Source organism: Streptomyces sp. NPDC002785, from assembly GCF_040295565.1.
GTDB lineage: Bacteria > Actinomycetota > Actinomycetes > Streptomycetales > Streptomycetaceae > Streptomyces.
Genome location: NZ_JBEOVN010000059.1, coordinates 16,280 through 36,062, shown reverse-complemented (window position 1 = coordinate 36,062; position 19,783 = coordinate 16,280). Strand labels below are relative to the sequence as shown.

At 66.9% G+C, this 19,783-nt stretch carries 16 protein-coding genes; 3 read left to right on the top strand and 13 right to left on the bottom strand.

Annotated features, from left to right (window positions below; genetic code table 11):
* Positions 1-92: 92 nt before the first annotated feature.
* The 6 genes from tpg to ABTZ94_RS16695 all read right to left on the bottom strand — a co-directional run bounded on the left by tpg (position 93) and on the right by ABTZ94_RS16695 (position 5,918).
* Entirely contained in the window at positions 93-665 is a 573-nt protein-coding gene (gene tpg, locus ABTZ94_RS16720; RefSeq protein WP_351201735.1) for a telomere-protecting terminal protein Tpg, read from the bottom strand.
* Positions 666-676: 11 nt separating this feature from the next.
* Positions 677-1,822: a hypothetical protein gene (locus ABTZ94_RS16715; protein ID WP_351201733.1), complete on the bottom strand. Its 1,146-nt coding sequence runs from the start codon at positions 1,820-1,822 to the stop codon at positions 677-679.
* Complete coding sequence (locus ABTZ94_RS16710) at positions 1,819-2,607, bottom strand: AAA family ATPase (protein ID WP_351201732.1); 789 nt, start codon at positions 2,605-2,607, stop codon at positions 1,819-1,821. The genes ABTZ94_RS16715 and ABTZ94_RS16710 overlap by 4 nt, the downstream gene beginning before the upstream one ends.
* Positions 2,604-3,704, bottom strand: a complete 1,101-nt coding sequence (locus ABTZ94_RS16705; RefSeq protein ID WP_351201730.1) for an AAA family ATPase — start codon at positions 3,702-3,704, stop codon at positions 2,604-2,606. The genes ABTZ94_RS16710 and ABTZ94_RS16705 overlap by 4 nt, the downstream gene beginning before the upstream one ends.
* Positions 3,701-5,296 (bottom strand): TnsB C-terminal domain-containing protein, encoded by a 1,596-nt coding sequence (locus ABTZ94_RS16700; RefSeq protein WP_351201728.1) that lies wholly within the window; start codon positions 5,294-5,296, stop codon positions 3,701-3,703. Before ABTZ94_RS16700 ends, ABTZ94_RS16705 begins: the two co-directional genes overlap by 4 nt.
* A gap of 64 nt (positions 5,297-5,360) precedes the next feature.
* Positions 5,361-5,918: a hypothetical protein gene (locus ABTZ94_RS16695; protein WP_351201726.1), complete on the bottom strand. Its 558-nt coding sequence runs from the start codon at positions 5,916-5,918 to the stop codon at positions 5,361-5,363.
* A 900-nt stretch (positions 5,919-6,818) separates the two neighbouring features.
* Here ABTZ94_RS16695 and ABTZ94_RS16690 point away from each other — a divergent pair.
* Positions 6,819-7,841, top strand: coding sequence for a hypothetical protein (locus tag ABTZ94_RS16690; protein ID WP_351201724.1), 1,023 nt, complete (start codon positions 6,819-6,821; stop codon positions 7,839-7,841).
* 625 nt (positions 7,842-8,466) lie between these two features.
* Positions 8,467-9,435 (top strand): hypothetical protein, encoded by a 969-nt coding sequence (locus ABTZ94_RS16685; RefSeq protein ID WP_351201722.1) that lies wholly within the window; start codon positions 8,467-8,469, stop codon positions 9,433-9,435.
* Between the two features lie 267 nt (positions 9,436-9,702).
* Here ABTZ94_RS16685 and ABTZ94_RS16680 read toward each other — a convergent pair whose 3' ends face one another.
* The 4 genes from ABTZ94_RS16680 to ABTZ94_RS16665 all read right to left on the bottom strand — a co-directional run bounded on the left by ABTZ94_RS16680 (position 9,703) and on the right by ABTZ94_RS16665 (position 15,445).
* Complete coding sequence (locus ABTZ94_RS16680) at positions 9,703-13,653, bottom strand: NACHT domain-containing protein (protein WP_351201720.1); 3,951 nt, start codon at positions 13,651-13,653, stop codon at positions 9,703-9,705.
* A 14-nt stretch (positions 13,654-13,667) separates the two neighbouring features.
* Complete coding sequence (locus ABTZ94_RS16675; protein WP_351201718.1) at positions 13,668-14,078, bottom strand: DUF6375 family protein; 411 nt, start codon at positions 14,076-14,078, stop codon at positions 13,668-13,670.
* Positions 14,075-14,974, bottom strand: coding sequence for a radical SAM protein (locus ABTZ94_RS16670; RefSeq protein WP_351201716.1), 900 nt, complete (start codon positions 14,972-14,974; stop codon positions 14,075-14,077). Before ABTZ94_RS16670 ends, ABTZ94_RS16675 begins: the two co-directional genes overlap by 4 nt.
* A 342-nt stretch (positions 14,975-15,316) precedes the next feature.
* Complete coding sequence (locus ABTZ94_RS16665) at positions 15,317-15,445, bottom strand: hypothetical protein (RefSeq protein WP_351201714.1); 129 nt, start codon at positions 15,443-15,445, stop codon at positions 15,317-15,319.
* Positions 15,446-15,742: 297 nt separating this feature from the next.
* Between ABTZ94_RS16665 and ABTZ94_RS16660 the strand changes: the two genes are divergently transcribed.
* Positions 15,743-16,732: a hypothetical protein gene (locus ABTZ94_RS16660; RefSeq protein ID WP_351201712.1), complete on the top strand. Its 990-nt coding sequence runs from the start codon at positions 15,743-15,745 to the stop codon at positions 16,730-16,732.
* Positions 16,733-16,905: 173 nt separating this feature from the next.
* Here the strand turns inward: ABTZ94_RS16660 and ABTZ94_RS16655 are convergent, their stop codons facing one another.
* The 3 genes from ABTZ94_RS16655 to ABTZ94_RS16645 all read right to left on the bottom strand — a co-directional run bounded on the left by ABTZ94_RS16655 (position 16,906) and on the right by ABTZ94_RS16645 (position 19,782).
* Complete coding sequence (locus ABTZ94_RS16655; RefSeq protein ID WP_351201710.1) at positions 16,906-17,304, bottom strand: hypothetical protein; 399 nt, start codon at positions 17,302-17,304, stop codon at positions 16,906-16,908.
* Positions 17,305-17,320: 16 nt separating this feature from the next.
* A complete protein-coding gene (locus ABTZ94_RS16650) occupies positions 17,321-18,967 on the bottom strand; it encodes a hypothetical protein (protein ID WP_351201708.1) in 1,647 nt (548 codons plus the stop codon).
* A 377-nt stretch (positions 18,968-19,344) separates the two neighbouring features.
* A complete protein-coding gene (locus ABTZ94_RS16645; RefSeq protein WP_351201706.1) occupies positions 19,345-19,782 on the bottom strand; it encodes a hypothetical protein in 438 nt (145 codons plus the stop codon).
* Position 19,783: the final 1 nt, after the last annotated feature.

Below are 19,783 nucleotides of genomic sequence, written 5' to 3'. Positions count from 1 at the left end.
TCACCGTGGACACCGGCCGCCGATCAGCGCGAGCACGGCAAGATGCACGCACACCAGCCCACCTCACCTGCAGTTTTCACGATGCACACCGCTCAGTAGGAGAACTCGATGTAAACGATGTCGGTAAGCCCCACCCTATGGAGCCTGCCTCTGGGTGAGACGTTGAAGTATGCCTCGCCGACGGCGTCGGCAATGATTTCTCGGAGTTCGCCTTCGTCGGCGTTGCGGTATCGGGCTTGGAACAGCTGGGCGGCATAGGCCGTGGGAAGCCGCTCGGTGATGTGGCGTACTCGACCGTCGTCGGAGGAGCCGGCTGCCCCGGTGAAACCGAACCAGGCTTTGAAGTGCACGAGCATGCCCTCGTGGCCGGTGGAGATCAGGTGGTGGGCGCGGCGTCGTACTCGCGGTTGCCAGAGGCGGACGACGTCTTTGGCGATGGCCTGGTGCAGTGACGCTCCCGGTGCGCTCCGCCGCCCCTCAATGATGGCCTGGATGAGGCCAGGCCTGGTACCCAGATGGCTGGCCAGGCCTGCAAGGTCGGTGTGCCGGGATGCAAGGAAGCGCAGGCGGGCGCGGTCGGAGCGCGGCGGTTGGCGTGTCCAGTGGTGAGTGTCTGCGAAGTCGAGCGCTTCGGCGATGGAGGTGGTGTAGAAGTCGTCGAGCATGACTATGTCCTTTACGAGCCGCAACGGGCTTGCAGCATGCTGCGGTTGGCGCGGCGGGAAGCAGTGATAGCAGGCGTGGCGCGGTGGCGGGCAGGTGGTGTGGGCAGCAGGCGGCATGCGTGCAAGGCCTGCTCGATCTCTGGGTGTTCCCAGGACGGGGTGGAGAGCACGTTGGGGGCGTCTGGGTGGCCTCGTAGGTGGGTGAGGTGACGGGCGGTGTTCAGAAGGAGTTGGGCCCATGCGGGTATTTCGGGCAGGCCGATTCCTGATCTTTCGTGCAGGCTTTTGATCTGCTGGCTGCTGTAGCCGGTCAGGGCGCGCAGGGCGACGCACGTCGCGTGGACGGGGTGGGCGACGCGGGTGTGGATACGGGCGGCGATCTGGGCGGTGTGGGGGTGGCAGGGGTCTTGGTGTGGTCCGGGTACTGGCAGAGGTGGGGAGGAGCCGGTCGGTTTGGCGCCGGGAATGAATTTGATGGTGAGGGGCTCGCGCGGCTGCGGGGGCAGGCGGAACCAGAGTTCGGCGTCGCGGGGCGGGAAGGCGGTCGTGTGCTGCCACCACTGGTAGCTGTCGGATACCGGCGGACCGCTCGGAGGGCACCAGTGGGCGGTCGCGGCGCGCAGGGTGCCCAGTACACGGTGGGAAATCGTGTCGAGGAAGGCGGCGGTGTGGCGCGGGAGAGGGCCGTTGCACAGGAGGGTGAGCCGGGTGCCTGTGAGGGCGCAGAGTGCCAGCAGGTGCTCCCATTGGGGTTTGCTGAGGCGGTGGGCCCGGCAGACGGTCATGTGGGTGATTCCGAGTGCGATGAACCAGGACGCGGCAATGCGCCAGCTGCGGTCGGAGTTGTTGGTCCATGCGGGCAGAGGGTGTCCGTCGTCGGGGACGGGCAGGTGTTTACCGAGGGCGCGGATCAGGTCGTGAGCGAGGTATGCGCCGGTTCCGGCCAGGGGTGTGGGGTGGACGGTGATGCGTCCGTGGGGCGGCGTGTGTGCGGCGAATGCGAGGCGCATGTACTGCGGTTCGTCGTGTGGGGTGACGACGACAGTGACGAGAGGCAGTGCGGTGTGGTGGTGTGACTGCCAGGTCGGGCACCACTGCTCACCTCTCTCCGTGCCGGCGGGGCTTGCCGTTTGTGGTGCTGTGGGGGTCGGAGTCATGCTCTGTCCGGGCTGGGGGTCAGTTGGTGCAGTAGTGCCTGCGGGTCACTGGTGATGCGCTGGGTGCTGCGGTGGGTGAGGGTGGCCCAGCGTCGGAAATTGCCTTGGGCCCATGTCTGGTCGAGGTCACGGAGCACAGCGGGATCGACCCGCCTCCAGTGGGGGTGGAAGGCGGGGATGACGGTGGTGATCTCGTCTTCGTCGAGGACGTCGAGTTCATGCCAGTAGCTCACCCGGGAGGCGAGTACGGGGGTCGTGCGCAGGGCTCGGAGGCGGTGGCTGCCGGCGGCCAGGGCGACGGTCACGCGTGTGTGCGGGTCGTCGTAGAGGTAGCGCACGTATTCCAGGCAGGACGCGGAGAGTTGGTGGGCTTCGTCGATGGTCAGGAGCCGTGGGGGGTGGTGCAGGGCGTGGCGGATGAGGTCGTCGCTGGTGCCTGGGTCTTTGGGCGGGGGGCTGGGCAGGCCGAGGGCGTGGTGGAGGCTGTGGCGCAGGTCGTCGGGGCGGGCTTGGGGCTGGGGCAGGAGCCGGATGGGGTGCCAGGCGGGGTGTTGGTCCAGGACGGTGTGGAGGGTGAAGGTTTTTCCTGCTCCTGCGGGGGCGGCGATGCACAGCATGCCTTGTTGGGCGACGGTGGTCTTGAGGGCGGCTGTGGCGGCGGCGACCTGGCGGGTGTGCACGGTGCGTGCGGCGGTGAGGTCGAGGTGGTGGCGGGCGGAGCGGACGTTTCCGTGGGCGGTGCTGATGGTGGTGGTGCGCGTGGTCCGGTAGGAGGGTGCGGTCATCGGTCGTCGTCGCGCCGTACGGGGCGGGCGGGGCGGGCGCGGCGGACGGCCCAGCGGGCGATGGTTTCGTTGACTTCGCTCAGTTCGCGGTGCTTCATGCCTTCGAGGACGTGGTGGGTGATTTTGGACCACATGCGGAAGGTGCCGCCGCCGGCTTCAAGGTCGACGAAGTTGATCAGGTCGGCGGGGGCGGAGGCCCAGACGGGGTGGAACAGGGGGATGTTCTTGAGGACCTCGTCCGGTTCCATGGGCGTGAATTCCTGCCAGATGTAGATCCGGGAGGCGAGGGCGGGCTCGTTGTAGAGGGTTTTGTAGCACTCTTCGCCGCCGACGAACAGGACGGCGGGCCGGTTCTTCTTCCTGCCTGTGTCCCACAGGTGGCGGACGAATTCGAAGCACTCGCGGCTGAACTGCTGGGCCTCGTCGCAGACCAGGACGTAGGGGCGGCGGGCCAGGGAGAGCTTGAGGAGCCGGTCGAACTCGCTGGGGTGGGCGGGGGGTTTGCCTTCCAGGTGGAGGGCTTCGAAAAGTTCCATGCGGATGTCTCGCGGGGTGGGGCGTGAGCGGAACTGCAGGAGCAGGACCAGGTCGGGGGCGACTTCCTTGAGTGCTGCGAGGACGGAGAAGGTTTTCCCGAGCCCGGCGTCCCCGTAGATGCAGGACATGGCGCGGGCGTCGATGGTGTCGGCGATGTTCTCGCCTGCTTCCAGCAGGGCTTCGGTGGCCACGATGCGGGCGTCGGGCAGGTCGAGGTAGAAGTCGGGGTCGTCGCTGGTCTCGGCGGTGGTATCGGTGGTGGTGGTCATGGGCTCTGCTCCTTGGGTTGTGGGGTGAAGGGGTAGTTCAGGTGCGGTTGTTGGTTCGGGCTGTGGCGTGGTGTCCGGGACGGGCGGCGTGGGGCGCAGGGCGTGTGCTGTGCCGAGGTCCTGGCCGGTGGCGGGGTCGGTCAGCTCGATCTGCCCGTGCTGCGGGGAGGGGCGGACGGTGACCCGGGTACCGGCGTGGGCTTGGGTGAGGGCGCCGGTGTAGGTGCGGCCCTGCCAGCGGATGTGTCCTTGGGGCCCGACCCGGCGGTTCACTCCTGGAGGTGGCGTCATGCGGTGTCCTTGGGTGTGCTGGCTGGCGGGGCGGGGATCGCCCAGCGGGCGCCGGGGATCACGCGGCGGGGCATGTATCCGGCGGGGACGCCGTCGTCTTTGGGCCGTGTGGTGCGGGTCGGGGCCAGTTCTGCCGTGGCTTGTTTGCGCGTCATCGTTCCGGCGAGACGGGCTGGGCCCGGCTGTGTGGCGGGCTGGAAGCGGCGTCGGCGACGGCGCTGTGCCTCAGCCAGGTCGCGGCGGATGCGGCGGACGCGGTCGTCGCGGGCCTGGTAGACGGCACGGATCTCCTCTTCGCTGGCCTCATCGGCCAGATGAGCGGTGCCCAGGTGCTGGTGCGTCTGGGCATGGAAGACCTCGATGGCACGGGGATGGTGGGGCTGGTAGCGCACGTTGACCTGGGTGCCGGTGCGACCGGTCATCCACGCGCCGACGTAGTCGCGGCCCTGCCAGCGGATCCCGTGCCCGTGGATGACACGGGTGGAGCGTTCGCCTTCCATAAGGAAGACGTGCAGATCCTCCAGCGGTGGTTCTCTCAAGGGGGTGGTGTCGCTGTTCCAGCTGTCCAGTGGCGTCAGATTGCCGCGTCCCGCCATACGGTGCTCGGTGTTGCGGGTACGGACCCACTGGGCAAAGAGGTCGACGAAATTCTCGAACGTCAGCGCCGGGTCCTTCTCCCCTGCGCGCCGCTTCGTGTCCAGCTTCTGGGTCTTGGTGTATCGGGGCAGGGTGGAGAAGAACATGCTGGTCGCCGCACGGTTGAGGTTTTCGATGCTTCCTTTGAGGTGCGGGGTGTAGGGCGGCAGGACTTCGACGTGGACGCCAAAGCTGCCCATGGCTTGGGTGACAGCTCGGGAAAGGAAGTCCTTGCCTCGGTCGATACGGATACGGCGGGGCAGTCCGCCGGCCGGACCATGGATGTCATCGGTAAGGATGCAGGAGCGCAGGGCGGCCAGAATCGATCCGCGGTGCGGGTAGTGCGGGGTGACAGCCCAGCCCATGGTCACGCCGGTGTGGCAGTCGCAGAACCACGTGATCCAGGGCTTGACCAGTCTGCCGTCGGCCCAGACCAGGACGGGGGCCTGTTTGTGGTCGCCCTCCCATTCTTCGTTCCGGCAGGTGGGCGGGCGCTTCAGGTGGGGGTCAAGAGCTCGGGAAGCGGGGATGCCGGATCGCAGGCCTGCCAGGTCGCCGGGGGCAAGGTCCAGTTTCACCGCCCGGTGCAGCGTGGACAGGCTCGGCTCCTGCTCGGGATCTTCCGCCTCATCGAGCATCTCCTGGTGGACACGTTTGATGTTGCCGCGGTAGTAGGCGAGTTTGATGCGGACCTCGTCGGTGACGGTGTACCGGCTGCGGGGCGCGAGGTCGGCGGTGCCTGTGTTCTGCGCCTTCTCCAGGCGCCGCCAGATGGTGCGCTTGTGGACGCCGACTGTGCGTGCGACGGTCTCCACGTCGGTGCTCGTCAGTTCACCGCGTTCGCGCAGCACAACCAGCGAGCGGATCCCGGCGGTCAGCAACGCCCTCTTCTCACGGGAAGAAGGAGGAGCCAGGGCGGATTCGTCCGCGCGGGTGCTGATAGGGGCCCGGCGCATCGGAGTACTCCCTTCGTGATGATGTGGGCTGTCGGAAAGGCTGTGGGGGCCAAGAGGCAGCAGGTCAGCCGAGGAGGCCGATGTGCTGCACGTACGCGTAGCTGCGGTAGTCGGAGTCCAGGTCGCTGATCTCCCACTCCCACCGGTGCTCCAGTTCGAGGAAGTTCTGGCCGGCCCAGGCCTGCACGATCGGGCCCCAGCGGTAGATGTTCTTACTCCTCACCCGCAGCGGGCGCCGATGGCGGGCTTCGACGCCCTCCTGGTCGACGGGATGGATCTCGATGCGAGTTCCGCCGTCGGCGTTGAGGTAGCGGGTCAGCCACGGGGCAATGTTGCGGCGACGTAGGCCCCGGAAGGCATGCTGCACGCGTTGTTGTACGTCCGGGTCCGGCACGTGGCCTGGCGACAACCACTGAGTGAGAGCGGCAGGATCCGTTGTGATGTGGTGGGCCTGAAGAGCCGCTGCTGCCCCTTTCCTCGAGGACAGGTACTTCACCGCTTGCTCCAGGCGTTCCTGGTCGCTACGGGTCCATGCGACGTCGTCGAAGACTCGCACGTCCAAGCTCTTAGCAAGGGCCCGTCCTCCTTCGAGTCCCTTGGCGCCCAGTTCTCCGAATCCCATCGCATGCTCCTGCTTTTCGTTCGCTGTACGGCATTGGCACGGCACAGTGCGTTGTCGGACCGCTGTGTGACGCCAGGGCCGGGAGGCGGGAAGCACAGGGAGGGAGTGGCGTGGGCCGTTGCCGGTGGCGTGTTTATTCACACCGGCTGACAGGACGATATGTCAGCGCTCGGCTCGCTAACTGTTATGCGGACGTTGTGTGGGCGGCCGCGCAACGCGCGTAGTCACTCCCCTGAGTTTTGTACAGTACTGAACCATTGCAGAACCCATTTCAGGGAAACTGAAAACACAACGCGGTTACGGCGTTGAGGCAGAGCGGCGCGGCACACAGCCCGCACCTGCTGCCGCGGTCGACTCAAAAGGCAAGGTGGGAGTGGGGATGGCAGATGTTCTGTGGTGCTGCGCAGGAGGGCTGCTGCACGGTTCAGGAAGTGATGTCAGGCCGATCATTCGCTGTTTCGCGTGGCGATAGGGATAAGCGCCAACCCGGCTGGTGGGCCAAAGGGGCCGTCACCGTAGTGCCCACCACTGACAACACGCGCGACTACCAGAAGGTAACCTGATCACCTGTCACCACATTTGGCGGAAACGCACTCCGCTTTGGCTGTATATCAACCTGCCAGAAGATATGCGTCTCCGCCGTGCCACATCGTGCGGGTGCGCAACTGCGTAGTGGCCCAGAGGCCCGAATCCGGTCCAGCTGTGCGCCGAGAATTTAATGGCTTGTAACTGCGCCTGGGGCCGCTCTCCTTTCACTCACGCATTGGAGAACCACGGGTCTCTTGAGCTGCACGCGGCGCACATCACTCCCTTCCGCCTGGCCGGTTTCATTCCCTTCAGGAGGAGAGGAAACGATTCGCTCCTGATCCGTTGTCAGACGTAACCGCAACGATGCCTCGCATGAGTCTCACTTCCTGCCTGAAGGACCCGGCCTCCGCCATCTCGCGCTTCCTGGCGGAGCACCTCCCCTCCCCTGATGTCTTGCTGTCCGACTACCGTCGTCGCCTTGCCCAGTACTCGCCTCCGGTCAAGCCTGCACCTGAAGCGGGCCGGCGCGCGGACTACCGGATGCTGGGGCACTCCATCGACCACCGTCTCCGTATCAGCCTCGGCGTGCCCACCGGTCAGCCGATCAGGGAAGGCGTGGTGCGCGCCGCGCTCGACGACGACGGGTGGCCCAGCTTGGAAGTCATCGGCACCGTGCAGGCAGCGGGGCAGGTGCTGCTGGAGGAACTGTGCCGGTATGAGAACGCTGATGGTCAACCGCTCGCCCTCGACGACGCCTCCGAGGACCGTCTCGTGCGTCTGTGCCACGTGGCATCCAGTTTCGAAGCCATCTTCCGCTGTGTGGGATGGGTCCGCGGCAACAATCTCGGTTCAACCCGGCCTGGGGACTCCCTCGACGACATTGCCGCTGCGGTGCCCGATTACGTGGTGGCCGATGTCCGCAGCCAGATGGGGCTGGCCGGCGCGCCGGGCCCCTTTGACCGCCTGGTCAAGCTGTCTGCCGCTGCACGGATCGGCGGCCCGGTGTTCGACGGAAGTCGCAATGTCGGCGGAGCGGACGCCGATTTCATCCTGGACGGGCAGCTGATCGACTGCAAAGCGACCATCAGGCCGGAGCGGATGAGCCGGGCCGAGATCTACCAGCTCGCCGGCTATCTCCTGCTCGACTACAGCGACGCCTTCGCTGTCACGGATGTAGGGCTGTACCTGTCCCGGCAAGGCGCGCTTATCGACTGGAGCGTAGAGGAATTCCTGGATCTTCTGGGATGCCGACTCACGTTGCCTGAGCTACGGGCAGCATGCCAGCACGCGTTGACCGAGGGCTCCGCCGGCGCGCCCGCGCCCGCGGAAGCGATGCGGCGCCCACTCCCCCGCCCCCGCAACGCGCCTGCCGTACAGGAGAGCCTCTTCGACTGAAATTGCTGGCCGTGAGGCGGGGCTGGGCACTCGACCACAGCGCATGCCACATCTCCGGCCAGACGCTGCGGCGATCGTTGGCGCGTTGCGTAGGTATGGCCGTCAGGCACGGAACCTGTTGGACATGCTCAGGTTTGTCGGGCTGTACGGGGGACGCGGACCGACGTGGTATCCAGTGGCCGCTCCGCGCCTACGGGGCAGGCCGTCTATGAGAGTCAAAGACCGTATGCCTGCCAGAGGATCGGTCGGCCTCTCGAGCCTGGTGACCTCGCGAAGCATGCGAAGCGTCCGATGAGCAGCCCGTCGGCGCGGAGAAGTTCGTCCGCGACATCGGTGCAGGCGACTTCACCGTCTACTGCAGCCGCTGCCCATCCATGCGGGGGCGGCGGGCAAAGGGCGCTCTGCGGTCGCCTTGTCTCCTGCCCTGCTTGGGCGGCTCCGGGCGAGGCTGGGGCACCGGCCCGGCTTCGCACATCCGTCTTCGCCTGGACCCTGCTCCTGACGTGAGGCGGACTCGCCGTGCCTTTCACTGCGGCCTGGTCGGTGATGTGCGCTCAGAACAGCTATCACTGAAGCCTACGGTTCGGTGGCGGTCGGGCACTGGGAAACTGGTGCCATGCCCCCTATGCAGCCTTTCGCGTCCGACTGGGACCGCGTCACCGTACAGCAGGCCGAGCAGTGGAACTGGCTCGCGGTCGAGATAACCGAGATCCAGCGATGCGCCAAGGCAGGCGATCAGGCACACGACCGTCTTGCTCTCATCCTCCTTGACCACCTGGTTGAGGTGGTCGTCGGCCGTGAGGTCAACGCCCAACTGGCCTTGCAGATCGCGGACAGCGTCATTGAGGAGATGCGCGAGTTCCGTGACAGCGGCGGGGAGCTCGAGGAGCAGCTCAGTCGGCTGGTCGACGACCACGTGGGACCGGATCGCCGTAAGGCCATGGATGACCACCTGCACGAAAAGACCAAGTTCCTGATGCAGAGGAGCGTCCTGACAGCCCAGGAACGCGAAGTACTCGACCGGCTCCACCAGTACCGCAACGCGGCGTATCACCGGGATACGCTCGAGCCGGACCTGATCTCAGACCTCGTACTGGCCTATAGGGTTTTGGCAGACGAACTTCTCGGTCGGCATAAACCGATCGCGTGGACGATGGCGTCTTCGGACCCGTCTCCCATCGTGACGCCCCAGCAGCTTCGGGGCCGGCTCGTCGAGGGAGTGGACGTAGATGTCAAAGCGATGGCCCGTCGGTTCCACGACCACGCAGTAAAGCGTGTACAGGTCGTCTCCGCGGCCGTATCAACCGCGCAGGGACTCTTGGGCGTCGACAACTCCGGGGTAGCGGACGCTTCCCTTCCAGATGACGACATGGCCCGCATGCTGACCGGTCTGAGTGACGTTGCCAAGCGCGTGCCGTCCTGGGGGAAACAGGCTGAGGGGTTGAGGTCCAAGACGTCGTCGCTCACCGGTCTGATGGTTCCATTCATCAACCTGGACCGAGCCCTGAGCAGTATTGAACCATCTGTCAGGCGCCTCGACATGATCCTGGACTGGTGGGAGCAGCGTCGGATCGACGAGCTTCGCGGCAAATAGCACTGTGGCTCCTCCCCCTCGTAGACGAGGGGGCTTCTCTCTATGCCTGGTTGGCATCGCGACGGACCAGCCTGGCCCGTAGAACGTTGGTGGCTCCGACTTCGTCAGCGTGCGCCTGGTGGCCGCAGCCAACGCAGTGGAGTTTCTCCTGTGTGGGCCGGTTCTCCTTGGCGGTATGCCCGTATTCCGGGGCACTGCCCATTGCGCACGGTTGCGCAGAGACGGGCCAGCCTGTCCTGGATGTCCACGCGCGCCAAGGATGGTGCTTCAGTGCCGCTTCGTCTGGCGCCAAATGTTCTGATGGGCCTGGTAGAGCTCCTGCAAGGCACCGGACGGTCTCTCGGGCCAGACGGTTTTGATCTGCCGCTCTCCCCAGCAGAAGGTGACGATCGCACGGCCGGCCGCATACTGCCGAAGAAGGTCGGCGCGTAGATACAGCAGGCCGCCCGAGAAGCCGGGAGGGGCTGCGAAAGACCGTGCGGCGCGGGTGCCGGAGGGTTCGGATTGGTCGAAGCCCGCCGGAAGGGCACGCAGGTCGAAGGCTTGTGAGAACAGTCGGCTGGGGACATAGGCAGTCGCCTGGTTCTGGCTGCTGTGATGGGATTCCCAGGTGAAGTGGTGGGCCAGCCGCTCGAAGCGGAGTTCCGGTCTGTCGTAGCGCAGCGTGTCGCTGTACAGGTCCTGGACGGTCAGTCCCGGCTCGGGTGCAGCGAATCGGGTATGCCAGGGGATCTCGCCGGCGAAGACGTAGTACTCGGCAGGCAGGTCGATCGCGTCCCGGCCCGGGTGGGCCATGGCATCGAATGCCTCCAGAAGTTCGGTCAGGTTCTCCTGGTCGACGAGGACGGTGTTGAAGAGGCCGAATGTGTCGCGTCCGGTGGTCACGTCCTCGGTGTCTATCTCTGCGTGCACGAGGAGCCACGGGCCTTCGTCCTCGTCGAGCCGGGCTGGTGCAAGGAAGTCGTCCGGTACCTTGACGATTCCGTGGCGCAGCCATTCGAGATCGTCGGCCGGTGTCCGTGGCGCCCACGTGTTGAGCGGTACCGGGACAAGCTGCGGGGGCTGCGGAAAGGTCGGGTCGATGTCTACTTCGAGGTCCTCAGGTGGCTGACCGCGGTCGGCCAGCATGCCCGCCATGATGTGGAAGCCGATCCAGCCGTACTTCTTGCCATACCGTTCGACCCGGCCAGTGGAGTTGTGACGTTGCCGGGATGCTGCTGAGGTGATGCGGCCCTCCACCTCGTCGAACAGGTCGGGGCGCCAGCCCAGCGCGTAGACAACGCCGAGGACGACGGCAGTGGCTTCCTGGTGCCCGGAATGGGTGTCGTCGTAGTTCCGGCGGTCTGGGAACAACCGCCCGAGCGTGTAGTTACCGAAGTCCATGCCCATCGTCCGGCTGATGTCCTCCCAGCGCGGATCGCCCTCGGGCAACGAAGTGATCGCCGGTGCTGCGGTAAAGGTCAAGGGCTGTTCGGCTGCGGCAGGGACCACAGTCGGCCAGCGGCGGTGGGCAAAGTCGAACGTCGAGGAAACGTAGTACCGGGTCAGCGCGTGGAAGGTGGGATGGGTCGCCTCGGGTCCTGTGAAGGCATTCAGCAGTCCTGCCAGGTAGGCCGACAGAGCGGCTTCCACGTCTGGGGTGTGCAGCGGGTGGGCGGTCACGACGCCGTAGCATGCAGCGACCATGCGTTCCACGACGTAGGCATCGTTGACGGTGATCGCTTCCAGGGCCAGGGTGAATAGTCCGCTTGCGTCGTGCCGGCCATACCAGTACAGAGCGGCCGTGGCCGCGTCGCGAAGGTCCCGGTCGGTGCTCGTCAGCGTCCACATCAGCCACCGGGCCCGCAGCCGGTCGGCCTCGGTGCGATGCGGATGTTCACGCCAGTACGTGGCCAGGGCTGTCGCATCGGTGAGGAATCGGCGGCTGTTGGTGCGCTGCCACTCGCTCCAGCGCAGGTCTCGGTCGGCGACTGGCCGGTCACGCAGAATGCGGTCGAGGAAATGGGCGTTAAGGGGGTGCCCCGGGGCTGCGCGGGTGCTGAAGAGCCGCCAGAGGATGTCGTTTCGTCCGCGCAGATCGTCGCAGTGGGTGGCGAGCGCATCCACCGTGGCAGAGTCGAGGTGGGCTGCTTCGAGTCGGGCGGCATGCAGGAGAGCGGGCAGGCGGAGAGGTTCGGCGACGGCCTGCCACAGTTGGAGGGTGCTGGCGCGGGGCATGACGCCTGCAAGGGCCTGGAAAATGTCGGTGGCGAGCGGGTGCCGCTCGTCTGGTTTGCCGTTGAAGCGTGCCGTTGTGGCGTCCTCGCCCAGCCGCTGGGCGATACCCCTGCCGTAAGTGTGCACGAGGCTGGTGGCGATAACGTGCCCGGCCATCAGGTCGTAGACGAACGACCAGGTGGTTCCGCCCGCGCCGTCGGGGTGGCGCAGGAGGACGCCCTCGTGTTCGAGGGCTGCGAGAAGGCTCTCTTGCCAGCGGCGGTGGGCGTCCTGGCACAGCTGCCTCGTCTGTGTGTCGGGAAGGTCGCGTGCCTGGTCCTCCCACAGGGCGTTTCCTAGGGCGTGGATTGCCTGGTTGACGTCGTTGGGGTGGATGGACGGGATGAGTTCGTAGACTCGGCGCGCGGCGGAGGTGAGGTACTCACCGAAGATTCCGGTCAGGGAGCTGGGCAGGCCTGCCGCGCTGACGGTTTGCCTGCGGTCGCGGTTGGCTACGGTGCAGTAGATCTTCAGTGTCAGCGGGTGGCTGAGGAGTTCACGCGGCAGGCCGGCGCCGCCCGGTTCGATTTTGTAGTGGGTGAAGTAGCGGGCGATGGCCTCGTTGAGGTCGTCGTTGAATCCATCGAGCTCGAGGATGTCATTCACGTCGGCGGGGATCGTGTCGTCGAGAAATGCCTCGCGGACTGTGCACACCACAAGTACGGATGGGTACTTTTTGAGGGTTACCCGCAGGCTGCGCAGCAACGGCGGCCACAGCGTGGGGGTTTCGGCCTCGTTCAGGCCGTCGATGACGATGGGCAGACGGCATCCTGCTCGCTGTGCGGCTGCGTCGACTGAGGCGAGGAGTTCCTCGAAGGAGGCCAGGGGCTTTCCCGCTGCCGTGATCTGGCTGGCGAGATCGTCGAGGGTCTGGCGGGCGCTCAGTCGCCGGCCGTAGAGAAGGACACCGGCGGGGCGTGCCGTTGTCGGCTCGGTGAGTGTCGCGGACAGTTGTGTCTTGCCGAATCCGGCGTCGCCTGTGACCACCGCGAGCCGGGTCGATAGGTGATCGGTGACGTGGTGGGCAAGGGCTACGGCGTCGCGGATGTGGGCGATCAGGTTGGTCAGCGGTAGGGCGGCTGGGTGCCGCAGGACGCGCAGTCGTCGGAGCACGGCGGGCTGTGCGGCGGGTGCCTGGGGCACGGTGCGGTCTGTGGCGCCCAGCAACGGGGATGGCTGGCTGTTGCAAATCTGCTGATGTACCTCCTGCAGGAGTTCGGCGACGCCACGTCCCGTGGCGACGATCACGCCGGTCTCCTCCGCCAGTGGGCCCGGCAAAGTGGTGGCCACATCATCGAGTGCTGCCTCGAAGCGGGCGATGCTGCGGTCGGCGTCGCCCAGGTCGTCCCACGCGTCGGGCTCGGCGAGCATCCGCCGAAGCCGGTGCTCGGCGGCCGAGGCCTGATGCACCTCGGGGACCCAGCGTTCGCCGGCTTCGGCGGCGGCCCGCGCATGCTGTTCGGCGAGACGCTCCGGGGTCAGGACGAGGGATCCGAAGTAGGACTCGCGCAGCAGAACGGCATCGCCGATGAGCAGATGACCGAGCTCGACCTCCGTGGCTAGGTGCAGCTTCATCGGGGTGGGCAGGCCGTAGAACCATGTCTGGTCGCCGGCGGTGAGCGGGTGCCGGGTCCAGAGCACGAAGTCGGTGATCTCCGGAAAGTGCTTCTCGGTCTTCCTGAGGGAGTCCTCAACGTCGCCTCGGCGGGTCTTACCAATGGCGCGGCCCGCCTGGATGTCCCACCACTTGGTCTGCCACCCGAAGCAGCGACCGGGCTCACCGAGCGGACAGCCAGGCTGATCGATGGCGAGGTGGAACTCGACCCCGGGCTGCTGGGCCAGGGCGATGAAGCGGCCGAAGCGGCCATATGCGTGAGTGACGGCACCCCGGCACAACAGCTCGAAGTTGTCCCGGGGGCTGCCGGGTAGCGCCGTGAACTTGTCCCAGTCCAGCGGGGTCATCGGATCGTTCGCCTTCACTCGCCCCGGCCGTGGCCGGTGTCGGGGTAGTCGTGTGCGGAATACACCTCGATGCGGGCGCCCTTGTCGATGAGGACCTTCAGCAACGCTAGGACGTCGGTCTCATCGGTCCTCACCACGATGGAGTCGCCGTCGCGGCGCATGGTGAGGTCGTACAGGAACTGCTCGAGTTCGCGCGGCCCGATGCTGTGGATGTTGAGGTCGCTGAGCAGCTTCAGAACCTCGTCGCTGTAGCGGTCGTTCGGCTCGCCTACGGTCAGGCGGCCGGCTTCTTCCTCCGTTTGCAGGGCCGTCGTGAGTTCTTTGATGAGGGCGTGGGTTCGTTCGGCGCTGGTGGCGTCCTTGAACCGGCCGATCACGACGAGGTTCATGGAGTGCTCGGTGCCGTACCCGGACCAGACCTTCATGCGACATCTTTCTGTTGCAGGCGGTCGAGCGCGGCGAGGACGCCGCGGTCGTCGACCGGTTCACCGGCCGAGTGGTAGGAGGTGCGCCGCAGTGTTCCGGTGGCATCGAGGTGGGCGTAGGCGTACAGCCCGGTTTCGCGGGGCAGCGGCTGAGCGAGGGGCAGCGGACCGGTGTCGCCCTCCGCGAGGGTCAGCAGTACCGGCCCCCGGTACGCGGTGGCCCACCGGTGCAGGGCAGCGATGATCTGCGGGCTGCTGCCCTGGCGGCCGCGCGCCGGACGCTCGGGCAGCAGCAGGAGTTCCGCTGCCCCGGTCGAGGCGGCCAGGTCAGCGACGGCGTCGAGATCCGGCAACGTATCGGCGTTGACAACGCAGTTGAGCCCGAACCTGAACGTCTGCCCGATCCAGGCAAGCCGCTGCACGAGGTCGGAGAAGGGGCGGCCGTGCAGCTTCTCGTAGGTGGGGCCGACGCCGTCGACGCTGACGCGGACGAAGTTGACCGCTCCGGCCAGAGCATCGATCAGCTGGGGTGTGAAGCGGTGGGCATGCGTGGTCATCGTCACCGCGAGGCCGCCGCCTTCAGCAGCGTGGCGGCACACCTGGGGAAGGCGGCGGTAGAGGGTGGGTTCTCCGCCGCCGAACCCGACACCCAGGCAGCCCGCCGCGTCCAGTTCGTCGATCCATGCGCACAGCCGGGCAGCATCCAGCACGGCGGCGGTTTTGGGCGCGTAGCAGAACGGGCAGGCCAGGTCACAGGCATTGGTCAGGGCGATCGACACCTGACGCGGAGCGCGGGCCCACTGCACCCTGGGCACGTCGACCTCATCGAGGAGCACGTTCAAGCCGGTGCGACGGTCGAAGAGATGCACGCCGTCGGGGCCATCACGACGTTTCACCCGCAGCCCCGCATCCCACTCACGTCTTCTCCATTCACGTTCAGCATCAAATAATTACAGAACGCGCCAGCGCCCGTCACTCGATTCCTCACAGTTCACGTCAGATTCCCGGCGCACCATGGGACGGGCCAAAGGGCGCGTTTCGTCGCTCCAGGGCAAGATCCTGCAGCCCGTGGGCAGCACCATCCGCAATCGCGCGCACCGACGGCTGACCGGTGCGCCAGAGAGCAGCATCAGCCGCGCCGCTACGGCACGCTCAGGACTGCCCACGCCTTCGAGGCAATCCGGGAGGCGCGCCGCGCGAAGACGGCCACGGCGGGCTCCGCGGCCGGTGCGTTGGGCTCACCGCGAGATCAGCCACACGAGCAACCCGGTCATGATGGTGCTGCCGGCCGCGTACGCGGCGCCGCGGAGCATGGCGAAGCCTGCGGCATGCAGCAGGCGTCGGGTTCGGCGAACAGGTCGTGGCATGAATCCTCCTACGTGTGAAGGGAGTTGAGAACGTCGCACCCGTCAGGTACGTGCTGGGACGGCGGGCGTGCGATCCAGTAGGCCATCTCGGCAGCCGGCAACCGGGCGGCATAATCGCGGGGTTCTAACTAAAGTGTGGCCGTGGCGTGGAAGGGGCCGAGTGCGGCTGAGCGAGAGCTGTCTGAACTGCTGCGGGCGCGGGATCTGTGCGTGAGCTGGGCCCGGATAAGGCGCTGGCGTGAGTTCGGGGCCCTGCCGTGGGCCACCCGGCGCGGTCTGGGAAGAGGTGCCGGATCGGTGTCGGAACTCACGGCCGATACCGCCGGGGTGGCCGAGGCCCTTGCTCTGGCCACGGCCAGGAAGACGCGTCTTGAAAAGGCCGTGCTCCGCGTCTTCACCGTGCACCCGCGGTGCGAGGATGCGTTCGTCGCCACCTGGGTTCCGCTGCCCGAACGTGGGGTTCGTAAGGCATTGACGTGGTACCTCGGCCAGGACCGGTCAAGTGCGGTGACCGTCGTCGAACGGGCTGTCGAAGCCGTGGGCGACGATCCTGAGCGGCGTGCGGAGGCCGCGCATGCTGCCGCACACGCCTACTACACCAGGCGCTATCACCAGGCGCGGAGAATGCGCTCGGCAGGTGGCGGCGTCCACCCGGCTGATCCACACAGCCGGGCGGACGCTCAGGGACTGGCTACGTTCGCGGCAGCCGCAGTGCTCGGCATGGAGGAATTCGGCGCGGACAGCGTGATGGAATCCCTCCAACAGTCACTGGGGTCAGAAGACGATGAAGCCCTGTCAGCTCAGGCGTTCACCGAGATGACGGCCATCGCCGCGCAGCGCGAGCTCTCCGGCAACAGGCTGGCCGACCCGAGCTGGATGCTCACGGCCGACAGGGCACGCCGACTGCGCGAGACGGACTACGGCACCATCTGCACAGTCCGCCACGTGCTCGCCGTGCTGGTGGAGTCCGCCCTGCCGCTACGCCTGGCTTACCGGGCCTGCCTGCAGGATCCCGCACTGCAGCACATCGAGCAGGTCCGTGCGGCCAACCCGCGCGTACGCCACTACCTGGACTGCGCTGAATACATCAGCCGTCGCTCTCCAGCCGACGCCTGGCAATCGTTCACCTCTCTGTTGCTCAGCATCTGCACCGACCCCGAGAGACTGGAAGCCTTCCAACAGGATGTCACCGCCCTGGACCCGGCCCTCGACGAGGTCCACGCCCTGGGCCGGCACGCGGCAGCCCGCCTCGTACCGGCCTCGGCGGCGGCGAGCCGCCCGGCCTGAAGGCCGCCCCGACGCGGGCGGGATCTTCCCCCCAGCCGGTCCGCTGGTTGCCGTCATGGTCACTTCGGCAGCTTCAAGGGCTGCCTTGAGGCGGTCGAAGTGCCATGCCCGAAGGCCGCACTGGGCGTCTGGGCGGGCGGTGTGTGCTGTTCCTTCGTACGCTCCCCTGCCGATCAGATCGTGTCGTCCTCTGCGGTCGGCCAGCCGAAGGGGTCTGTGTGCTCGATGTCGTCCGTCCAGTAGCCGTACCGTTCGCCGAGCACCAGCAGCAGTGCCTGCGGGTCGAGCGAGCCAGGGCGGATGACGAGGCCGAGGCCGCGCGCGGTGCTCACGGCAGCCGCGGACAGGTGAGAGCGCAGGGCGTGTTCGGTGAATGCTCCTGCAGGAACAGGCAGGTCGTCGGAACGCTCGGGGGCCTGCATGGCGGCAAGGATGCGGGCTCGGTGTTCGTGGGAATCGCCCGGGGAGGGGCGCAGACCCTGCTGCTGGGCGCGATAGTTTCCGGCCGCGTTCGCGATGGCGGTCAGCAGATGCCAGTCACGCCACCCTTCTGCCCGCAGCTGCGTGGCCATACGCCGGAAGTCAGGGTCAGCTGAGTTCCGGGTCGGGTGCGGACTTCGCGGCGGTGGCGGCTGCGAGCGCGTACTGCTTGGCGGCGATGGGCAGGCCGAGTTCGCTGTAGAGGTGCGCGCACAGGAGCAGCATGATCAGGCCGCCCTCGAGGGTGTCGCCGCGCAGCCAGTTGGCCTTGGCTTCGTGGATTTCCTGGAGCGCTTGCGGAAGGCGGCCGTTCTTGATCAGGGCGTGGCCTCGGGACTGGGCGCGTTCGCCTCGTGCGGTCTGGCCGGTGACGCGGTCGGTGGCCTGGTCGAGCAGGTCACGGACCTCCCGATACAGCGGGTGGTCCACGAGTACGGGGGTGAGGTAGTCGAAGAGGTCGGCGGTGTGCTCGATGGGGAACAGCGGCGCGTTGTCCAGGTGGCGGCCCAGCCGCAGCAGGGTGTGCATGCCGGTGTCGAGGTCGGTGAGCGGCGGCTTCGTTTGCAGGACAGGTATCTGTTCACCGGCTTGCACCGCTTCGAGGACGGATGCGGTGACCTCCGGGACGGTCGGCAGGTCCTTGGGCACGGATTCGAGGTCGGTGGTCATGTCGGCATGCAGGGCCAGGCGGGCCCGCATGGCCAACAGATGGGCCATGGCGTTGGCGGGCGGGTCCGTGTCCAGCAGGCGGTCGATCTTGTCTGCCAGCAGGCGCTGCCAGCGGCACAGGTTGTCTGCGGTCAACGCCGTGAGGCCGCGCATCAGAGCCCCGAACCCGTATCCGAGGAGCACGACGGCGTCTTCGAGGATTCCAGGGTCGGTGAGGGTGTCGTCGGCGGTGATCGTGTCGAAGAAGTCGCGGGCCTGTTGGTCCGTCGGGTGCATGTCGCCGAGGCCGCGCAGGGTCGCCACAACGATCTCGTAGCGGGCCCGCAGAGCGGTGTCCTCCCCCGCTGCGGCAGCCAGGAGGGCACGTGCGTAGCCGATCCACTCCGGCAGGTCGGCTCTCGCCTCATCGTGGAAGGTGGCATGGCGCAGCGGCGCCCTCAGGTCCACCAAGTCGCCCAGGGTGCGGGCCGGTTCGTCGTTTGCCCGCCATCGCCAGCGGGCTTCGACGTACCAGTCGGGCAGGTGTCCGGCGCTGTCCGGGCGTGACGGGGTGAGGTCGGAGGGCAGGTGAAGGTACTGGACCGCGAGGTGGAACAGATCGTAGTCGGCGAGGTGGAGGGCGAGGGCAGCGGCGTCCCAGATCTCCAGACCGACCTGATGCGTCCGGGCAGCTTCTTCGATCAGGTCGTGTCGTTTCCTGGTGGGCACGGCGGTCACGGTGAAGTAGATGACGCGGTCAACGGGTGCGCCCTGCCCGCAGATCGAAGCAAGGTCTTTTCGGATCTTGCTTAGGACATCGGTGCTCTGGATGGTGCAGGCCATCACCACCCGCTCGGTGGAGGCCAGCGCCACAAAGCAGGAGGTGCCGGGCAGTTCTCGCGGGATGTTGGTCCAGTGGCTTTCGGCGTCCCGGCCCTGATCACCGCCACTGCTGACGGGCCCGGTCGCCGGCAGCAGATTGCTGGTGATCCTCCGGCGGGCCAGGCCCAGGCACAAGGCTTCGAATTCGTGGTGGCTGTTGCTCTCGCCGAGGATGCTCAGGGCGAAACGAATACGCTTCTCAAGTTGGACAGCATCATCACTCACGTCGTTCCCCTGGTCTCGCTTGCCGCAGTACGCACGCCCAGTGTCCAGCACCCCACTGACATCCCGGGGCTGCGTGCCGAACGGCCCCTCGGGCCGGGCGGCGGAACCCGCCACCGGGACCAGCCACGCTTCCTTGGTTTTGATCGTCACAGCCGGTACCACCCGAGAATCAGAGCCGCTGGTGCCGCCCCACGGTTCGCAGCGGGCCCTATAGGAAGTGCCACGAAGCTGTCCTTGACTGATGCCACTACCTGCCAGCGCCTGATGCCACTAGACGCCAGTGGATCGAAGACGGTTTCACCACGTCAGAAGGCAGGCCCAGGGGATCCGATGATGCCAGAGAAGCGGCATGCGGCTACTGACACTGAAACGGCACTTCACAGGCCGGCCGCCGTGGAGCCGGCTTCGGTGAGCAGGGGCCGGAAGCTGCCGCCTGCGCAGTGGGGCATCGTGTACCAGTCGAACCGGTCGGTGCTGCCGTCCTCCAGCAGCGGCACGATGTGCGCGGCGCCGGTGGCGGTGCGCGCGACGGCGATCTCGTGGCGGAAGTCGGCGCGGGTCAGGGCGCGTTCGGCCTCGGTCATCTCCGCGTACCAGTAGAAGCCGTAGGCGGCCGGCCGGGTGTTCTCGTCGAGTTCGGCCAGGACGTGGTTGCTTCCGAATCCGGCCTTGAGGACTACCGGGGCGGCGGTGTCGCGGTGCGCGAGGACCAGGGTGCTGGCACGGGTGAAGACGAGCAGGTCGTCGATGTGCCATCCGGCGTCGCGGAGCTGGTCGAGGACCCAGGCGGCAGGGTGCATCGGGTGCAGGCGCATG

Bases quoted from the DNA above. Each gene is read 5' to 3' on its own strand.
- tpg (WP_351201735.1), bottom strand. From the start codon at position 665: ATGCTCGACGACTTCTACACCACCTCCATCGCCGAAGCGCTCGACTTC.
- ABTZ94_RS16715 (WP_351201733.1), bottom strand. From the start codon at position 1,822: ATGACTCCGACCCCCACAGCACCACAAACGGCAAGCCCCGCCGGCACG.
- ABTZ94_RS16710 (WP_351201732.1), bottom strand. From the start codon at position 2,607: ATGACCGCACCCTCCTACCGGACCACGCGCACCACCACCATCAGCACC.
- ABTZ94_RS16705 (WP_351201730.1), bottom strand. From the start codon at position 3,704: ATGACGCCACCTCCAGGAGTGAACCGCCGGGTCGGGCCCCAAGGACAC.
- ABTZ94_RS16700 (WP_351201728.1), bottom strand. From the start codon at position 5,296: ATGCGCCGGGCCCCTATCAGCACCCGCGCGGACGAATCCGCCCTGGCT.
- ABTZ94_RS16695 (WP_351201726.1), bottom strand. From the start codon at position 5,918: ATGGGATTCGGAGAACTGGGCGCCAAGGGACTCGAAGGAGGACGGGCC.
- ABTZ94_RS16690 (WP_351201724.1), top strand. From the start codon at position 6,819: ATGAGTCTCACTTCCTGCCTGAAGGACCCGGCCTCCGCCATCTCGCGC.
- ABTZ94_RS16685 (WP_351201722.1), top strand. From the start codon at position 8,467: ATGCAGCCTTTCGCGTCCGACTGGGACCGCGTCACCGTACAGCAGGCC.
- ABTZ94_RS16680 (WP_351201720.1), bottom strand. From the start codon at position 13,653: ATGACCCCGCTGGACTGGGACAAGTTCACGGCGCTACCCGGCAGCCCC.
- ABTZ94_RS16675 (WP_351201718.1), bottom strand. From the start codon at position 14,078: ATGAAGGTCTGGTCCGGGTACGGCACCGAGCACTCCATGAACCTCGTC.
- ABTZ94_RS16665 (WP_351201714.1), bottom strand. From the start codon at position 15,445: ATGCCACGACCTGTTCGCCGAACCCGACGCCTGCTGCATGCCGCAGGC.
- ABTZ94_RS16655 (WP_351201710.1), bottom strand. From the start codon at position 17,304: ATGGCCACGCAGCTGCGGGCAGAAGGGTGGCGTGACTGGCATCTGCTG.
- ABTZ94_RS16645 (WP_351201706.1), bottom strand. From the start codon at position 19,782: ATGCGCCTGCACCCGATGCACCCTGCCGCCTGGGTCCTCGACCAGCTC.